The 17604-nt window shown below is 50.5% G+C and carries 12 protein-coding genes and 1 tRNA gene; 6 read left to right on the top strand and 7 right to left on the bottom strand.

Annotated features, from left to right (window positions below):
• Positions 1 to 515: 515 nt before the first annotated feature.
• Both C3V43_RS08690 and C3V43_RS08685 read right to left on the bottom strand, forming a co-directional pair.
• Complete coding sequence (locus C3V43_RS08690; protein WP_106069472.1) at positions 516 to 1520, bottom strand: 2-oxoacid:ferredoxin oxidoreductase subunit beta; 1005 nt, start codon at positions 1518 to 1520, stop codon at positions 516 to 518.
• A gap of 12 nt (positions 1521 to 1532) precedes the next feature.
• The gene (locus C3V43_RS08685; RefSeq protein WP_106069471.1) at positions 1533 to 3383 is read right to left on the bottom strand and encodes a 2-oxoacid:acceptor oxidoreductase subunit alpha; all 1851 of its coding nucleotides are present in this window, start codon (positions 3381 to 3383) and stop codon (positions 1533 to 1535) included.
• 161 nt (positions 3384 to 3544) lie between these two features.
• Here C3V43_RS08685 and C3V43_RS08680 point away from each other — a divergent pair.
• Positions 3545 to 3616: transfer RNA gene (locus C3V43_RS08680), tRNA-Arg, on the top strand.
• Between the two features lie 545 nt (positions 3617 to 4161).
• On the opposite strand, the gene C3V43_RS08670 is transcribed toward C3V43_RS08680, so the two are convergent.
• From C3V43_RS08670 to C3V43_RS08660, 3 genes are read right to left on the bottom strand one after another with little or no spacing between them, the layout of a single operon-like run.
• On the bottom strand, positions 4162 to 5127 hold the full coding sequence (locus C3V43_RS08670; RefSeq protein ID WP_106069469.1) for a phosphatase PAP2 family protein: 966 nt from the start codon (positions 5125 to 5127) through the stop codon (positions 4162 to 4164).
• On the bottom strand, positions 5118 to 6125 hold the full coding sequence (locus C3V43_RS08665; RefSeq protein WP_106069468.1) for an NAD-dependent epimerase/dehydratase family protein: 1008 nt from the start codon (positions 6123 to 6125) through the stop codon (positions 5118 to 5120). The genes C3V43_RS08670 and C3V43_RS08665 overlap by 10 nt, the downstream gene beginning before the upstream one ends.
• 1 nt (position 6126) lies before the next feature.
• Complete coding sequence (locus C3V43_RS08660) at positions 6127 to 7041, bottom strand: cation diffusion facilitator family transporter (RefSeq protein WP_106070525.1); 915 nt, start codon at positions 7039 to 7041, stop codon at positions 6127 to 6129.
• 198 nt (positions 7042 to 7239) lie between these two features.
• Between C3V43_RS08660 and rnr the strand changes: the two genes are divergently transcribed.
• The 4 genes from rnr (at position 7240) to C3V43_RS08640 (ending at position 11877) form a co-directional block, all read left to right on the top strand.
• A complete protein-coding gene (gene rnr / locus C3V43_RS08655) occupies positions 7240 to 9387 on the top strand; it encodes a ribonuclease R (RefSeq protein WP_106069467.1) in 2148 nt (715 codons plus the stop codon).
• 4 nt (positions 9388 to 9391) lie between these two features.
• Positions 9392 to 9868, top strand: a complete 477-nt coding sequence (locus C3V43_RS08650; protein WP_106069466.1) for a pyridoxamine 5'-phosphate oxidase family protein — start codon at positions 9392 to 9394, stop codon at positions 9866 to 9868.
• Between the two features lie 202 nt (positions 9869 to 10070).
• Complete coding sequence (locus C3V43_RS08645; RefSeq protein ID WP_106069465.1) at positions 10071 to 10622, top strand: RNA polymerase sigma-70 factor; 552 nt, start codon at positions 10071 to 10073, stop codon at positions 10620 to 10622.
• Positions 10623 to 10806: 184 nt separating this feature from the next.
• On the top strand, positions 10807 to 11877 hold the full coding sequence (locus tag C3V43_RS08640) for a tyrosine-protein phosphatase (protein WP_106069464.1): 1071 nt from the start codon (positions 10807 to 10809) through the stop codon (positions 11875 to 11877).
• 76 nt (positions 11878 to 11953) lie between these two features.
• Here C3V43_RS08640 and C3V43_RS08635 read toward each other — a convergent pair whose 3' ends face one another.
• On the bottom strand, positions 11954 to 12478 hold the full coding sequence (locus C3V43_RS08635; RefSeq protein ID WP_106069463.1) for a hypothetical protein: 525 nt from the start codon (positions 12476 to 12478) through the stop codon (positions 11954 to 11956).
• 609 nt (positions 12479 to 13087) lie between these two features.
• On the opposite strand from C3V43_RS08635, the gene C3V43_RS08630 reads away from it, so the two are divergent.
• Positions 13088 to 15079, top strand: coding sequence for a DEAD/DEAH box helicase (locus tag C3V43_RS08630; protein ID WP_106069462.1), 1992 nt, complete (start codon positions 13088 to 13090; stop codon positions 15077 to 15079).
• 65 nt (positions 15080 to 15144) lie between these two features.
• Here C3V43_RS08630 and C3V43_RS08625 read toward each other — a convergent pair whose 3' ends face one another.
• Positions 15145 to 17589, bottom strand: a complete 2445-nt coding sequence (locus C3V43_RS08625; RefSeq protein WP_235655828.1) for a polysaccharide lyase family 8 super-sandwich domain-containing protein — start codon at positions 17587 to 17589, stop codon at positions 15145 to 15147.
• Positions 17590 to 17604: the final 15 nt, after the last annotated feature.

The raw sequence follows: 17604 nt of genomic DNA, 5'->3' as shown, positions 1-17604 counted from the left end.
CATGAGGATATGTCAAGACACCGATATTTCTTCTTTTAGGCGCGGGTTTCGCAAGAACCATGTTTATGATACACGTGGCCCATGCCTGATTCATGATGCAAAAGCTTTTAAGTCTGACACATTCTCATTGTTTTTTTGTTAATGAAGTCATATCTCTTATGGGGTATAGCATAGTGAGGAAATGCCTGAACTCAGATGTCTGTTCTTTTTTTTGGGGGGGGAGAATCCGCCGTGGCATATCTTTAGTAATAGGAGGGAGGGCTGAACATCACCGCACGATACCTGTGCAAGGTCTGGAGGGCCTGCTGGGAAAATCGGTCGAAGAGATGTTCCTGATTCATAAGTATGAATGATAAAAAGTGAACAATGTGATGCAAATATACATTATTTCTTTTATTATCAAAGAAAAACGGCCTTTTTTATTGGAAAATATAAAAATCCCCTTCACTTTTGCCTTTCGGGGCTTGGTGAAGGGGATAAAATAATGAACAAAAAAGTATTATTGTGATGAAGGCTTATTTTACCTCCCATGTATCGTTTGTCATCAGTAGCTCTTCAAAGTTGTGATACTTCTTCTTGGAAGATACTTCTTCTATTTGTTCGTGAACGGCGTCGTTGTAGGTAGGTGCTTCCACATCACGGATTATGCCGAGAGCGACCGGGAAGTCGGGGCCTTCCATCAAGGCAAGTTTCAGTTGCAGGGTGTTGTCCATGCAGTGGGCGTCGTGAACGAGAATGTCCTTTTCCGTGATGCCGTTTTCGCCGAGCTTTACAACTTTCAGGCCGAATCCTTCCTGCATCAGGCCATATTCATTGTTCTCTCCGAAAAGCATCGGTTTGCCGTGTTCCAGATAGATGGCGTTTTTGGCGCGGCCCTCTTTCTTGTAAACATTGTCGTAGGTATTGTCGTTGAAGATGACGCAATGTTGCAGAATCTCGCAGACGGAAGCTCCCTTGTGGGCGATAGCTGCTTTCAGGATTTCTGTGGTTCCGGAGGCGTCGGTGGCTACCGCGCGGGCAAAGAAGCGACCACGGGCACCGAAACAGAGTTCCGCCGGATGGAACGGGTCTTCTACCGTGCCGTAGGGAGATGATTTGCTGACGAAACCGCGTGGAGAAGTCGGCGAGTATTGTCCTTTCGTCAAGCCGTAGATGCGGTTGTTCAGCAGAATCATGTTCAGATCGATGTTACGGCGTACGGCATGTATGAAGTGGTTGCCACCGATGGCCAATCCGTCGCCGTCACCCGAAATCTGCCATACGGTCAGGTTGGGGTTGGCCACTTTGGCGCCGGTCGAGATGGCGGCGGCACGCCCGTGGATTGTCTGCATCGCATACGTATTCATGTAGTAGGGCAGGCGGCTGGAGCAGCCGATGCCTGAGATGACGGCGCTCTCCCAGGGAGCTATGCCGATTTCTGCCATTGCTTTGTGCAGTGAAGCCAGAAAGAAGTGGTCACCGCAACCCGGACACCAACGGGGTTGTCCTTTCTTGAAGTCTTTTGCTGTATATTCGCACATGATGTTTTTCTTTTAGTCGTTATCAATTATCTTATTGAAAGCTTCTACCAACTCGGCCACGACAAATGGTTGTCCTTTGACCTCGTTGAACCGGTACGGCGTGAAGTTGTCTATCTTCATGCGCAGATAGCCTGCGAATTGCCCGAAATTTTGTTCGGCAACTACCACTTTTTTATACTTCTTCAATACAGCTTCCGTATTCTTGGGCAACGGATTCAGATAGGTGAAGTGGGCGAGGGCTGTCTTTCTGCCTGCCTTGTTCATCTCTTTCATGGCCGAATACAGATGGCCGTATGTGCCGCCGAAACCAACTATCAGCAGGTCGGCGTCATCGACGCAACCTAACACTTCTACATCGGGTACGGGTATTTTGGCAACCTTCTCTGCACGCAGGCGGCACATCAGGTTGTGGTTGTCTGGGTCGGTGGAGATGGCGCCGGTGTTGCTGTCCTTTTCCAGACCGCCGAGGATGTGCATATACCCCTCTTGTCCGGGAACTGCCCAGTAGCGTACACCCGTTTCCGGATTACGCTTGTATGGAGTATAGTTGTCTTTCATCTCCGGAGTGACGTAAGGCGGATTGATGGCGGGATAGTCTGCCAGCTTGGGCAACTTCCATGCACCGGAGCCGTTGGCAACAAAGCCATCGGTCAGTAATACCACCGGTGTCATGTGTTCCAACGCAATTTTGCAGGCCATGTAAGCGGCGTCGAAGCAACCGGTGGGCGAAGCGGCGGCAATGACGGGCATCGGGCTTTCGCCGTTGCGGCCGAACAGGGCTTGTAACAAGTCGGTCTGTTCCGACTTGGTGGGCAGACCGGTGGAAGGGCCTCCGCGTTGCACGTCGAGCACCACGAGCGGTAATTCCGTGATGACAGCCAGATTCATGGCTTCCGACTTGAGGCAGACGCCGGGACCGGAAGTGGAAGTGACGGCCAACGCACCGGCAAAGGAGGCGCCGATGGCAGTGGCGCAACCCGAGATTTCGTCTTCGCACTGCACGGTCATCACACCCAGCGATTTGTGTTTTGAAAGCTCGTGCAGCACGTCGGTGGCAGGAGTGATGGGGTAAGAACCGAGGAACAGTTTCATGCCTGCTTTTTCGGCAGCGGCAATGAAACCGTAGGCCGTGGCCTTGTTTCCCGTGATGTCCATGTATCGGCCGGGCACGGTGGCCTTGCTTTCTATTTTATAAGTATGGGCTACGGAAGCATGTGTGTTGTGGCCGTAGTCATATCCTGCATGAATGACCTTGATGTTTGCTTCGGCAATTTCGGGTTTCTTGCCAAATTTCTCGCGGATGAAGTCTTCGGCAATCTTCAGGTCGCGGTTGAACAGCCAGCATACCAATCCCACCGCGAACATGTTGCGGCATTTCAGTATGGATTTGTTGTCCATCCCGGTGTCGGCCAGACAGTCTTTCACCATCTGCGAGATGGGAGCGGCAATCACGTCTTGCTTGATTCCCATTTCTTCAATGGGATTGTCGGTCTTAAAAGCTGCTTTCTCCAGATCTCCTTTCTGGAAGGCGTCTGTATCTATGATGATGCAGGCTGTGGGCTTAGCAAACTTGTACTGCGTTTTCAGGGCGGCTGCGTTCATTGCCACCAATACATCGCATTTATCTCCCGGAGTATAGACCTTGCCTGCACCGATGTGTACCTGAAAGCCTGAAACACCGGTAAGTGAGCCTTGCGGGGCGCGGATATCTGCCGGATAGTCGGGGAATGTGCTGATGTCATTTCCCACCGTAGCCGAAACTGTTGAAAAGATGTTGCCGGCGAGCTGCATACCGTCGCCGGAGTCTCCGGAGAAGCGGACTACCACTTGCTCCAGTTCTTTGACCATCATGTCGTTTGCCATACTTACGATTTTCTAAAGGTTATTTTTAGAGGTTATTGTTCTTTTACACACTTGGCAAATTTCGTAAAGTTAATTGGATTAACAAAACTTTTTTCGGAAAATCGGCAAAATACATTATCTTTGTACCCGCAATCTTGTTGTTCAAGCTACAACAGAGACAAGCCCTTGTAGTTCAACGGATAGAACAAGCGTTTCCTAAACGTTAAATAGCAGTTCGATTCTGCTCAGGGGTACAAAATCAGGCCTATTCGTAGCGGGATAGGCTTTTTTTGTTCCTGCAAGAACAGCGATGAAGTAGGTCTTTTCCTGCAAAAGTCCTACAATAGTTCTACAATAATGCACGCATCTCTCCCACTATCTGATATGCCGACCTATCCGATGGAGCATCCGAAAGGAAGTCCGGCGTTTTGCATGATGCTTTGATATTCTTTTCTTTTTACAAATGAATCAAGGCTTCGGCACGGCCGTTTTCTCCGACACCGAGTAAGACACCGTTCCTCGGTGTCGAAGGCATGGTTCCTCGGTGGGGAACGACCCGTTCCTCGGTGCCGAAGAAATACCCCACCCGAAACATCTTCTCGGCGGGGTGCGGTAATCGGTAAGGCTCTTTGATTAAATATTGACATGTGCGGCGTGTGAACAAGCATTCGAGCGCCGTGGGCGAAGTGCCGGAAATAAAAGGGGACGGGCTTCGCAAGTTGGGCATGTGCAGGCAAATCAGCGGGAAGAAGGGGAGTGATGGCGCATCGGCGAGAACAGCCGAAAGCCGGGAAGCCTCTTATTTGAACATCGGCTGTGCAAACCATCGCTTGAACATCCATGTCACCGCTACATAAATTCCGAAAGCGGAGATAAATCCGACGATGGAGTCAATCAGATAATGTGCTTGAATATACACCGTAGCCCCACAGAGTAGCAGGTAGAAAGGCAACAGGCAGGTAAACAGGCGTCTGCTTCCGCGCCAAGCCATAATCATCAGGATGGTAGACATCCCCACATGCGAGCTGGGAAAAGCCGCCGTAGGGCGTTCGCCCACTTGCTGGGACTCCTCGACCAGATTATAGAAGAAGCCGTGCTCATAACCGGGACCCGGAAGAAGTTCCTGATGATGGTGGAAGTAGTTGCCAATAGAGGGGAAGATACCTTGAGCCACATTGCTGTTGCCAATGGCAGGAAAGTAGAACTGCGGGCCGGCAACGGGTACGAATATATAAATAAGGTAATAGATGAAGAAAGCGGTTACCACTACGAACGAAACTTTCTCGAACAAGTCGTACCGGTAGAAGAAATACCACATTATCACCACCAATATCATCGGATAATAGAAAAAGTAGCCCATGTTGAATGGCTCACTTACCCACATTTGCGGCAAATAAGCACTGAACCATACGGCAGGTTGTCCGCCGAACAGCCATTGCTCGGTCGAAGCAAACACATGGTCAAGGTTGGGAAAGATGCGATTGAACTCGAATGTGTCGGGATACCAATAGGATAGCAGTGACATCTGGATGGCTATGCGCACGAAAGCCGAGAATTTGCAAGGCGCCAATCTGTAGAGATACATCAGCAGGAACGTCATGGCTGCAATGACGGTACGGTCGATGAGCATTCTGCCCGGATGATCCATTTCCTGAAAAAGAAACAGTATCAGAATAGAAGTCAACAGGTTGTATACCAGTGTTATCTTCTCGACTGCAAACAACCCTTTACGGGTTTCTACCTTTTTAAATAAGTCTAAAGCCATCCTTTTTCTTTATACCAGGCGATTGTCTCTTTCACTCCCCGTTCCAAGTCATATTCGGGATTATATCCCAGTTCTTCGATGGCGGGAGTGATGTCGCACTGCCAGTTGCGTTGTTTCATTATTCTATACTTGTCCGGATTGAGCGTGCTGGTGGTTTTTCGTCGCTTTGCCCAGAAATCGGCCAGCAAAGATACTAACTTTAACACAATTAACGGACACCTGAAGCGAATAACAAACGGGTTACCCAATTCTTTCCGTATTAAGTCCGAAAAAACGCGGCTTCGGTATACCTTTCCGTCGGTCAGGAAATACCCCCGGCGCACCACCTTCTTTTCTATGCCGAGAAAGACGGCCTGCACAATATCCTTGACATATACGAACGTCAAATCCTGCCGATGGAAACCTACAGAGAAGTCCATGTGCTGTTTGATGGATTTGGCCATGAGGAAGTAATCTTTCTCTCGCGGACCGTAAACGCCCGTAGGACGATAAATGACGTAAGGGAATCCCGGGATGCTCTGCAAATAAAGCTCTGCTTTCAGTTTGCTGAACCCGTAGTCTGTATTGGGGCAAGGAGTGTCGTGCTCTGAAATGGGGTCGTATGTCTGTTCGCGAACAGGGCCGAATACGCTCAGCGTACTGACGAAGATAAACTGTTTGGGTATCATGTTCAGTTCCCTCAACATATCTACGAAATATTTGGTTTGCAGATAGTTTACGTGGTCGAACTCATTATTGTTAGCGCATTTGGTGACACCGGCACAATGAACGATGTAGTCGAACTTGTTGTAAGTTCCTTTATGCCCCGACAGTTGGGCGCGAAGTTCGTTGGGGTGTGCAAAATCCAGTTCGAGGATATGTATCTTGCGGTCGTGCAGATATTCGCGGCTGCTGGATGAGCGTATGCCCGCCCACACACCGAACTTGCGTCTCAACGCTTCTTCCACGATGAAACTGCCGATAAACCCACTTGCTCCGGTTACTAAGATGCTTTCCATACTACTTCTTTGGTTCAACGTGTATATTTATCAATGTACCTTTGTCAAACAGCTCCTTCAGCTTGTTCTCCACTTTAGTTGCTGTTTTATGAGCTTCCTCCAGCGAAATTTGTCCGTCCATGCGCACATGCACTTCAATGGCACAATAGCTGCCGATACGTCGCGTGCGAAGGTGATGAGGCGAGGTCACGCCGGGGAAAGAAAGGATGGTCTCCAATATCTTCTCCTCCACTTCGGAGGGCAATGACTTCTCCAGTAGTTCGTCCACGCAAGGAATGAGTAATCCTACCGCCACTTTCATGATGAAAAAGCTTACAATCACTGCTGCGGCAGGGTCGAGTATCCGCCATTGGTCGCCCAAGAGGATGGCTCCCCCAATACCCAAAGCCGTGCCTATGGACGAAAACGCATCGCTCCGGTGATGCCATGCATTGGCTATGACGGCTTGCGAATTCAGCTTTCGTCCTTTGAATGCGGTATATTGATAAAGTATTTCCTTGAATATGATAGAGGCTATGGCGCCCATCAGCGCTATCCTGCCCGGTTCCTGCAAGATTCCACCTTGAAAGAAACGGTAGATGGACGAGGCTCCGTTCCAAAAAATGCCGAAACCCACGAATACGAGGAAAATACCGATAATGGCTGTTGCCAATGTTTCATACTTGCCATGGCCGTAATCGTGTCCTTCGTCTTCGGGCTTTGCGGATAGGCGTACAAAGAGTATTACGATAATGTCCGTGATAAAATCAGACAGCGAATGGACGGCATCTGCCAGCATGGCAGCACTATGGCCTGCAATGCCGGCAAAGAACTTAAAGACAAGCAGCAGAAAGTTCACGATACTCCCCACTATCGTCACCCGGTAGATTTCTCTTTCGCGCATTGTACTTTCGGTGTCTAAAGTCTGCATTTCCATTTTTCCCATAGGTAAATTATTGCAAAGATAGAATATTATTTATTTAAGAACTTCCGTTCGGGCATTATTTTCAGCATGATACCAAGTTTTTGAAGCATTTTGAACTGTCGAAAACAAAAATTTGTTTACTTTGCAAAAGAACCGGATGCTGAATGTAGGGAACACTTCCCTATTTATACATCCATTAAAAAAATAATTATGGCTAAGCAAAAAGACAAAAAAGCCGGCAAACGAATGAAAAAGAAAGAACTCGCCAAAGTTCTGCTGGACTTCTTTCACTACAAACAAGACGAAGTTTTATCCCTGAAATATATTTTTGACCAACTGCGCCTCACCACACATCCCCTGAAGATGCTGTGCATGGACATCTTGTCCGAACTGGTGATGGACGACTACATCAGCGAAACAGAGAAACATAAATACAAGCTGAACACCCACGGCGTGGAGATGACAGGCGTCTTCCAACGCAAGAGCAACGGTAAGAACTCCTTCTTGCCCGAAGATGGCGGAGACCCGATCTTCATTGCCGAACGAAATTCGGCACATGCCATGAACAACGACAAGGTACGCATAGCTTTCTATGCCAAACGTCGAGGGCGGATAGCCGAAGGAGAAGTGGTGGAGATATTGGAGCGTGCCAACGATACGTTTGTGGGCACACTGGAAGTTGCCAAGTCGTATGCTTTCCTTGTGACGGAAAACCGTACGCTTGCCAACGACATTTTCATTCCCAAAGAGAAACTGAAAGGTGGAAAGACGGGCGACAAAGCCATCGTGAAGGTGGTGGAATGGCCGGACAAGGCTAAGAACCCCATCGGGCAGGTAATTGACATTTTGGGAAAAGCCGGAGACAATACCACCGAGATGCATGCCATTCTGGCGGAATTCGGCTTGCCGTATGTCTACCCTGCTGCTGTAGAGAAAGCCGCCGACAAGATACCCGCCGAAATCTCTGCCGAAGAAATAGCCAAGCGTGAAGATTTCCGCCAAGTGACTACTTTCACCATCGACCCTAAAGATGCCAAAGACTTCGACGATGCCCTTTCCATCCGCCAACTGAAGGAGGGACTTTGGGAAGTAGGCGTACACATCGCCGACGTGACCCACTACGTAAAAGAGGGAGGCATCATCGACAAGGAGGCTGAGAAACGAGCTACCTCCGTCTATCTCGTAGACCGTACCATCCCGATGCTGCCCGAACGGTTGTGCAACTTCATCTGCTCTCTCCGTCCCGACGAAGAGAAACTGGCCTATTCCGTCATCTTCGAAATGACGGAAAAGGGAGAAGTGAAAAACTCGCGAGTGGTACATACCGTCATCAAAAGCGACCGCCGCTTCACCTACGAGGAGGCGCAGGAGATTATCGAAACCGGAAAAGGCGACTTCAAGGAAGAAATCCTCCAATTGGATAAGTTGGCCAAGATTCTGCGCGACAACCGCTTCAAGGCCGGTGCCATCAACTTCGACCGTTATGAGGTGAAGTTCGAGATAGACGAAAAAGGCAAGCCGGTAAGCGTTTACTTCAAGGTGGCTAAAGATGCCAACAAACTGGTGGAGGAATTCATGTTGCTTGCCAATCGCACCGTGGCCGAGAAGATAGGACGCGTGCCCAAAAGCAAAAAGGCAAAAGTGTTCCCCTACCGCATACACGACCTGCCCGATCCCGAAAAACTGGATAATCTGGCTCAGTTCATCGCCCGCTTTGGCTACAAGCTGCGCACGGCAGGCACGAAAACCGACATCTCCAAATCCATCAACCACCTGTTGGACGACATTCAGGGCAAGAAAGAGGAGAACTTGATTGAAACCGTGTCCATTCGTGCCATGCAGAAGGCACGCTACTCCATACACAATGTGGGGCATTACGGTCTGGCATTCGACTATTATACACACTTCACCTCGCCCATCCGCCGCTTCCCCGACATGATGGTGCACCGCTTGCTGACTAAGTACCTCGATATGGGTGGTCGCAGCGTGTCCGAGCAGAAATATGAGGATCTTTGCGAGCACAGCAGCAACATGGAGCAGATAGCTGCCAATGCCGAGCGTGCTTCGGTGAAGTACAAGCAGGTGGAATTCATGTCAGAGCGTCTGGGTCAAGTTTACGATGGTGTCATCTCCGGAGTGACGGAGTGGGGCTTGTACGTGGAACTGAATGAGAATAAGTGCGAAGGGATGATTCCTATCCGCGACCTCGACGACGACTACTACGAGTTCGACGAGAAGAACTACTGCTTGCGCGGACGCCGCAAGAATCGCACGTACAGCTTGGGCGATGCCATCAGCATCAAAGTGGCACGTGCCAATCTGGAAAAGAAACAACTGGATTTTGCACTGATGGAATAAAACGATGAAGACAATCGCTATCACAGACCCCGTACAAATAAAAGAAGTAATAGATAAATGTCCTTATTGCATGGTGGCTATCACCGATGTAGAGGGCAATCCGTATGTGATTCCCATGAACTTCGCCTATCGGAACGGAGTGATATACCTTCATTCCGGCCCTGAAGGGGGCAAAATGGAGATGTTGGCAAAGCGCCCTCAAGTCTGCGTCACCTTCTGCGAGGGGCACGAGCTGGTGTACATGCACCGGCAGGTGGCATGCAGTTACAGCATGAAGTCGCGCAGTGTGATGTGCCGCGGAAAGGTGCGCTTCATAGAAGACATGGGGCAGAAGCGTGAGATTCTGGACTTTTTCATGAGCCGATATACCGACAATCCTTGCACTTATTCCGAACCCGCCGTTCGCCATGTCAAGATATGGGAGGTGGCGGTGGAAGAGATGACGTGCAAAGCCTTCGGATTGCGCGTCAGCGAAACCTGATGTTGCTCCATATCCGAAAGAAATGGGCGGAACTTCTTTGCACATGTTATTGCCATGTTCTACATTATGTAAGTTAAGTGCTTGGTTGGAACTATCTTTTTAGACAAGGTCTGAAGATGTGCCTGTTGTTGAGCGTTGTATGGCCGGCCTTTGCCTTTACGAATGAGACACTCGTTCAAAAAGTCAAACACCTTGATGAATCATGCTTGTAAACGATGAGATACATATATTGAAGCAGTTGCAAACGGGTGACGAACAAGCCTTTAAGTACTTGTTTGATACCTATTTCGTTCCGTTGTGCCGCTTTATGAAGCTGTATCTCAAAGACGAAGCAGAGATAGAAGAGATTGCCATGGATATCTTTATGCACGTTTGGACGAACCGGGAAGAGTTTCAAATCAAGCTTTCCTTCAAAGCCTATCTTTTTCAGGCAGCCCGAAACCGATGCCTGAATGTGCTGCGCGACAGCAAGCGGACCTGTCCCATAGACGGGCTTGGCGAAACGTTGAGCGACAACTGCTTCATTGACGAGAACATAGAGTTGGAAGAGCTGCATCGCCTGATAGAGGAGGCCGTCTGCGCCTTGCCCGACAGATGCAGGGAGGTGTTCCGCCAAAGCCGTCAGGAGAACCTTACGAACAAAGAGATAGCCGAACGAACGCAAACCTCGGTAAAGACCGTGGAAGCGCAGATTACAAAAGCATTGAAATATATCCGCAAGTATCTGGACGGGAAATACTCTTATCTGTTCTGAAACCGCATGCTCAGCACTCCTTTCCTTTTCCCAAAAGCAATCCGTATGTGTGCAGGAAAAGCATCGGTTTGCCCTGCTGTTCCCTTAAAGTTAGACAAAGAAATATAAAAGCCGGGTAGCATCGTTATGCAATGTGATGAAAAAATCTATTTTTGTGATTGAAGATGTCAGAGAGTTACTGCCTATGTACAGAAACCTGTTTAGCCTGCTAACGCTGGGCGTATTGTTGACTGCCTGTAGCCGTACTGCCCCCCACATTGTTGTGGTATGCGAAGAGAACAATGTGGGAAATTGCATTGTGAAGTGGGAAATGTATCCTTTCGCCAAAGGTAAAGTAAAGGTATATGCTTCTACCAATCCCGATCTCATTCCTGAGGAGGTGCCCATTGCCATGGCCGACGTTACCGACCAGAAACTCACCATCATCACCACTGACCCCGTTCGACGTTATTACTACACCCTTGTATTCGACAACCGATACAGGGTGAAAGTCGCCACCCGTAACATCAACATTCCCGGTATACAGAATTTCCGCGACTTGGGAGGTTATCCCTCTTATTCCACCAAAAAGTCCGTGCGTTGGGGCATGCTCTATCGTTCGGCCGAGATAGACAGCTTGGAGGACAGCTCGATTGGCGAACTGAAGAATCTTGGTATAAAGACCATCATCGACCTGCGTTCCCTTATCGAAGTGAACAGTCGAACGGACTTGCGGAAAGACTTTGACGTGGTGCACCTCCCTATTGGTATCGGTGAGATAGAGAATCTCCTGAAAGAGGCGAATGAGCAGAAGATAAAAAGCGATACCGCCTGCCGCATAGCGGAGCGGATGGAACGTGACTTGGTGGGCAAGCTCGACAAGGAATACCGGCAGATTTTCGACATTCTGCTGGATAAAGGAAGTTATCCCGTAGTGATACATTGCTCTTCGGGCAAGGGAAGTACAGGCATTGTCTCTGCACTGCTATTGGCCGCTCTCGGCGTGGACGAAGAGACCATCATGGAGGACTATCGTTTCAGTAACGACTACTTCAACAATCCTCCGGTTTCGGAATATACCTATCGCCTGCCCATGCGTTCGCGAGAAGTCTTTGCAACCCGAAAATACAGTGACGATGGACTCTTGGTTGCCATCAAAAAGGAGGTGGAAAGAAGATACGGAGACGTGGACACTTACCTGCAAAAGGGCATCGGCCTGACCAAAGACGAAATCAAGCGTCTGCGAAGCATGTTGCTGGTGGACGGCGGGCGATGAGAGAAAAGGCGCAAGGAGGTTGCACCGCAATGCCCGCCGGCCAATAAAACGCTCCTTGAAAGAAAGAACTACCGCCTCAGAAGATGGCTTGCAGTCCTAAACGAAGGCGCGTTACGCTGGCATCCAATAAGAAATTCCCATTGTCCATATAAGGAGCCTTTCTTGCATTCTGTTCGCTATATCCGATGAACAGATAACGCCCCACCATTTTTATATGACGGCTCAGCGAAAGGCTTGCGCCTAAAGCAAGACCAATCTCGCTATAACTGGCTTGCCCACCCTCCACTTCTCTTTGGGCAATGTTTGCCTGCGCCTCGGCAAAGAGTTTGCACCGTGCCATAGGCAGGTAATTATAGCGCACAAACGGAGTGTAAACGGTATAGCCGTAACGACGCGTTTCAAAGCCTACCCGCATGCCGGCCAAGAAACGTTTGTTAAACTGATAACCGACGCTTGGAGAGATTACGGCGAACTTCTCATTATAAAGATTGGAATAACCTGCGTCCACTTCCGCGAAAAATCCTTTTTCAACATCTTGCTGCGCGTTTGCGGCACAAGACAGGGCACACATCATAAACAAAGAGATGATTTTAGCTTTCATACAAGATTCATTTTAAGATTGGCCGATACAACAAGATTTAATAGGCAGGCCGCAGATTGATAATATCAGATCTCCCATGAGCAAAGTTCAAATCTCCTTTTTTGATCATCATGTATCCATAAATTATTATCGGAAAAGCAGCCATCATGCTTATTCCATCCCCAATTCATGACTAAGGTAACCGGCGGCGGCTGTTGGATATTATCCGGACACAAAAGTAATATATGTATTTTTTATGCCAAAACGTTTCCGTCTCTTTTTGAATAGTATGGCGGAAGTATATTGGGGGACGCTGTTTATCCTGCTGAGAAAGCGTTCTCTTACAACCGTTTCGCCATTCGGGAAGATGAATCTGTTTCGCATTGATTTTCAGTAGGGTTGAATGCCGATTGACAGATACAACTCTCTGTCCTGTCAGACACAAGTTCTTGTCGCGACAGGCACAAGTGTTTGAGCCGACAGACACAAGCCCCTGTCGGCTCAAAGGCCTGCGTCCTGCAAAAACAATAACTTTTCTTCATAATCGCATAATAATCAGCCGGCAATAATCGAATATCCATTGGAAAGCACTATCTTTGCAGCCGAAATTTAAGATATACGAAAAAATTAATGAAGACATTTGAAGAGCTCGGTGTGTCGGCGGAGATACGCCGTGCCATTGAAGAGATGGGATATGCGTGTCCCATGCCGGTACAAGAGGAAGTGATTCCTTACCTTTTAGGAGAAAACAATGACGTAGTGGCGCTGGCACAAACCGGAACAGGAAAGACTGCCGCATTCGGCCTGCCGCTTATACAGAAGATTGACGTAAACCAACAGATTCCCCAATCCCTCATCCTTTGCCCCACCCGTGAGCTTTGCCTCCAGATAGCGGGCGACCTGAACGATTACTCCAAATACATCGACGGCCTGCGCGTATTGCCTGTATACGGCGGTTCGTCCATCGAGAGCCAGATACGCGCCCTGAAACGGGGAGTACACATCATCGTTGCCACACCGGGACGACTGCTCGACCTGATGGAGCGCAAAACCGTATCCCTCGCCACTATCCGGAACGTAGTGATGGACGAGGCCGACGAGATGCTGAACATGGGTTTCACCGACAGCATCAACGCCATTCTGGCCGACGTGCCCCAAGAGCGCAACACATTGCTGTTCTCTGCCACCATGAGTCCGGAGATAGCACGCATCTCGAAGAACTACCTGCATAACGCCAAGGAAATCACCATCGGACGTAAGAATGAGGGTACGAGCAACGTGAAGCACGTGGTTTTCTGCGTCCATGCCAAAGACAAATACGCCGCACTGAAGCGCATCGTCGATTATTACCCGCAGATATACGGCATCATCTTCTGCCGCACCCGCAAGGAGACGCAGGAGATTGCCGACAAACTGATGCAGGAGGGCTACAATGCCGACTCCCTGCACGGCGAACTGAGCCAGGCGCAGAGAGACGCCGTGATGCAGAAGTTCCGCATCCGCAACCTGCAACTGCTGGTTGCCACCGATGTGGCTGCCCGTGGTCTGGATGTGGACGACCTGACCCATGTCATCAACTATGGGCTGCCGGATGACACCGAGAGCTACACCCACCGCAGCGGTCGCACCGGACGTGCCGGAAAGACAGGAACCTCCATCGCCATCATCAACTTGCGCGAAAAGGGGAAGATGCGCGCCATAGAGCACATCATCGCCAAGAAGTTCGAACAGGGAGAAATGCCCACTGCCGACCAAATATGCGAAAAGCAGTTGCTGAAGGTAATCGACGATTTGGAAAAGGTGAAAGTGAACGAAGAAGAAATAGAGGCTTTCATGCCCGACGTCTATCGCAAGCTGGACTGGCTGAGCAAGGAAGACCTGATAAAGCGGATGGTTTCGCATGAGTTCAACAAGTTTCTCGATTACTATCGCGACCGCGAAGATATCGCAGCGGCCACTGGCAATGAACGGGGTGCGAAAGGCGGAGAACGCGGTGCACGCGGCGAGCGTCGCGGGGGAAATGGCGGCAACCGTCAGCTCGAAGCAGGCTACAAACGCCTGTTTATCAATTTAGGCAAGATGGACAACTTCTTTCCCGGCGAACTCATCGGCCTGCTGAACAAGAATACTCGCGGACGCATCGAGCTGGGTCGCATCGACCTGATGCAGAAGTTTTCTTTCTTCGAGGTAGAAGAAAAAGAGGCCGCCGGCGTGGTGAAAGCCTTGAACCGTGCCAACTGGAACGGACGCAAGGTGTCGGTCGAGATTGCCGGCGAAGAGAACGGCAACGACGCTCCGAGAAGCGGCAGGCACAAAAACGACGGCGAAAACGGAAGCCGTGGCAAGAAAGAGCGAGGCGGGAAAAAGGAATATGCCGACAAGAAGCAGGGGCATAAGGACGGCAGGCAGGGCGATGCCCCGGCAGTCCGCCGCAAAGAGAAGAACGAAAACGCCGCATCCGCCAAGAAGAACAAGCCCAGCCGCGAAGAACGGGGCTACACCAAAGCCCGTGGCAAGAAGGACGACTGGAAGCAGTTCTTCCAAGGCTACGATGACTTCAAAGACCCCGAACCCGATTTCAGCGAGGAGGGATGGGCCAAACGGAGCAAGAAGAAGAAATGAGCTTTGCACAGACATTGTGAAGAGGTTGTGTCAAGAACAAAGGCGTTCTTTGACACAACCTTTTTTTATTGAGCCGTTTTCGTAACCTTAACCTCCTTTCCCACCTCGAAGACGGCTTCCCGGGTAGGGTCGGATACCCGCACGTCGGGTGCATCCGTGCCGTTGCGTTTCAGCATAATCACGCAAGGCTTTTCGGCTTTAATCGCATAATCACCGCAATCCAACTCTCCGGGAGCGAAGAATATGGCCTGTGTGATGCCCGATTTCACGTGGGTCACTGCCTGCAATTCCGCCGTGTGGCTTTCTATCCGTACGGCATTGGTGTCATAAGCCTTCAGCGATGCCGGAGATGCTATGCCCGGCAGCAGTATGTAGGCATACCGGCCCTGCTGCGGATTGCTTCCGTGCGACATCCATAGGTTGAATACGGGCAATGTTTCGGTCTCGCCCGACTGGTTGAAGTTGATTCTCGACCACTTGCCCGATTGGTTGCCGTGCTTCAAATGCACGGTCGTGCTGTCGGGGAAGTAGTAGCCCACCTTGTTGTGCCATATCCATCCTTGATAAGAGGTGTTTACGGGGCTGCCGGCAGCAATTTTGGAGAGTTGCCCGTTGGCGAGGGCATATACATCGCCCACGAGATGACACTGGTTGACGGAAGTGTTCACCTCGTGCCCGGCACCTCCGGTAATGCCGGAACCGAGGCATACAATTTCATTGTCGAACATAAACCATCCTTTGTTGGCCCGTGTGTCGTAATCGTTCATGGCATAGGCCATGACGCCGTACATGCCGTCGGACACGCCACCCACAAAGTCGGCCACCCCCTTCACGCCCCATTCGTTGCGGTTTTCCGTTTCGCCTGTCGGGGCGGTTGTTCCCGGAATCTTGTCCCACTCCCACACGCCGAAGATGTTGAGGTATTCATCTCCCGTTATGCGGATATTGGTGGCTCCTTCGCTGAGGTAAGTGCCCAGAAGGTTTTCACCGTTACCCCTTTCCGAACGGCAGGTGCGGGTGGAAACCGCACGCACCGAGAAGTCGTAACGCTTGCGGTTGTGCAACATGTAGTCCGAAAGCTCATAGAGCTTGTTGCGGTTGTTGCGTCCGTAGGAGGCTTCTTTGGCTGCAAAGCGGCGGGCGGCAGCGTCATACTCTTCCGCATGGGCAGGATCCAGTTGCTTCATCTTCTTGAACAAGTCGGCATAGTCGCCGAAGTCGAGTATGTTCTTTCGGCTTACGCTTCGTCCGCATACGCTGAAATCCATGTAGCGCGAGCGGAACACATTCAGGTAAGTGCCACGCACGAACTCGGAGAAGAGGCGTGTCTGCGTTTCGCTCATCGCATAGCGTGTGCCGGCAAAGAGCGGGGCAACGAGGGCGATGTTGTTGACGAACACCGTGCCGTAGCCCCCGATATAGAGCTGATTGCCATGCTGCTGGTAGGAAAGGTCTTCGCGGATGCCTTCGAAGCGGGTGATGCACACCGGTTGGAAGAACTCGCCTACGTTGGTTCTTACGATGCTGTCGTTCTTCAACACACAGCCGCGAATCATGTGGTGCATGGCGATGTCTTGCTTGTTGGCTCCGGTCCATTTGCGCGGGTCGCTTTTCGCCATCATCTCCATCAGCCCCTGTATGATGGCAGGCGACATCTTTACCGGTGCAGCTTCGTGCAAAGCGAGGATGTCGGCCATCATCTTCGGCACGGAGATGTCGTTATACCACCAGTTATAGGAAGTAGGCTTGTACTCGTCCCACGTCAGCAACGCCCGGTTGATGGCACGGTAGAGCACTTGGTTGCCATACAGGTCGGATTCGGGGCAGGTATATGCCGTGAGCATGCGCCGCACCCGATTCAAGTGTTCCTGCGGCTCCCAATTGGTACGGAAGAAGCACTTATAGTCTATCTGCGGCCACTTGCCGTCGGGCGTCATCAGTTTCATCAGGCTGGTGGCGTTCTTGTTCAAAGTTTCTACCGGAGTGCTTTCGTACAGTCTTTGGCGGACGCGCTGCAACACCAGCTCGTAGTCGTCTTTCGGCTGCGTCGGTTTGTAGGCGGCTTTCTTCCCTTTATCGGGGTCGAAGTGGTTGACGTAGGGATGGTGGGCGAGCTTCACCTTGCCGGTGACGGTCAGTGTGACAGGCTCTTTCAGGTTGGTGAACACTTCGGTGGGGATGCTGATGGCTTCGGCTTTCCGTCCTTCGGGATGGTAGGTGATGCGGATAACGCCTTTCTCGCCGGGCTTGCAGGGCTTGTCTTTCCATTTGGCCGAGGTGCATCCGCAACCCGTTATCACTTGCTTGATGACGAGCGGCTCGCTGCCTGTGTTGACAAAACGGAAGTCGTGGTAAACATCGCCTTCCTGCTCGTCTATCCGGCCGAAATCGTGTTCGGTTTCGGCGAAGGTCATCTCCTGCGCGCGGGCATTCGCCGCAAGGAAGAAGAGAAGGACGGCGGCAGTGGCGACGCTGAAGCTGTTCATAGGGCAAATAAAGGTTCTTTTCATACTGTCTTGGTGTGT

Source organism: Prevotella heparinolytica, from assembly GCF_002998535.1.
Lineage (GTDB): Bacteria > Bacteroidota > Bacteroidia > Bacteroidales > Bacteroidaceae > Bacteroides > Bacteroides heparinolyticus.
Note: the sequence above shows the minus strand (reverse complement) of the source record. Positions and strands in the feature narration are given on the sequence as shown.

Bases quoted from the DNA above. Each gene is read 5' to 3' on its own strand.
- C3V43_RS08690 (WP_106069472.1), bottom strand. From the start codon at position 1,520: ATGTGCGAATATACAGCAAAAGACTTCAAGAAAGGACAACCCCGTTGG.
- C3V43_RS08685 (WP_106069471.1), bottom strand. From the start codon at position 3,383: ATGGCAAACGACATGATGGTCAAAGAACTGGAGCAAGTGGTAGTCCGC.
- C3V43_RS08670 (WP_106069469.1), bottom strand. From the start codon at position 5,127: ATGGCTTTAGACTTATTTAAAAAGGTAGAAACCCGTAAAGGGTTGTTT.
- C3V43_RS08665 (WP_106069468.1), bottom strand. From the start codon at position 6,125: ATGGAAAGCATCTTAGTAACCGGAGCAAGTGGGTTTATCGGCAGTTTC.
- C3V43_RS08660 (WP_106070525.1), bottom strand. From the start codon at position 7,041: ATGGAAATGCAGACTTTAGACACCGAAAGTACAATGCGCGAAAGAGAA.
- rnr (WP_106069467.1), top strand. From the start codon at position 7,240: ATGGCTAAGCAAAAAGACAAAAAAGCCGGCAAACGAATGAAAAAGAAA.
- C3V43_RS08650 (WP_106069466.1), top strand. From the start codon at position 9,392: ATGAAGACAATCGCTATCACAGACCCCGTACAAATAAAAGAAGTAATA.
- C3V43_RS08645 (WP_106069465.1), top strand. From the start codon at position 10,071: ATGCTTGTAAACGATGAGATACATATATTGAAGCAGTTGCAAACGGGT.
- C3V43_RS08640 (WP_106069464.1), top strand. From the start codon at position 10,807: ATGTACAGAAACCTGTTTAGCCTGCTAACGCTGGGCGTATTGTTGACT.
- C3V43_RS08635 (WP_106069463.1), bottom strand. From the start codon at position 12,478: ATGAAAGCTAAAATCATCTCTTTGTTTATGATGTGTGCCCTGTCTTGT.
- C3V43_RS08630 (WP_106069462.1), top strand. From the start codon at position 13,088: ATGAAGACATTTGAAGAGCTCGGTGTGTCGGCGGAGATACGCCGTGCC.
- C3V43_RS08625 (WP_235655828.1), bottom strand. From the start codon at position 17,589: ATGAAAAGAACCTTTATTTGCCCTATGAACAGCTTCAGCGTCGCCACT.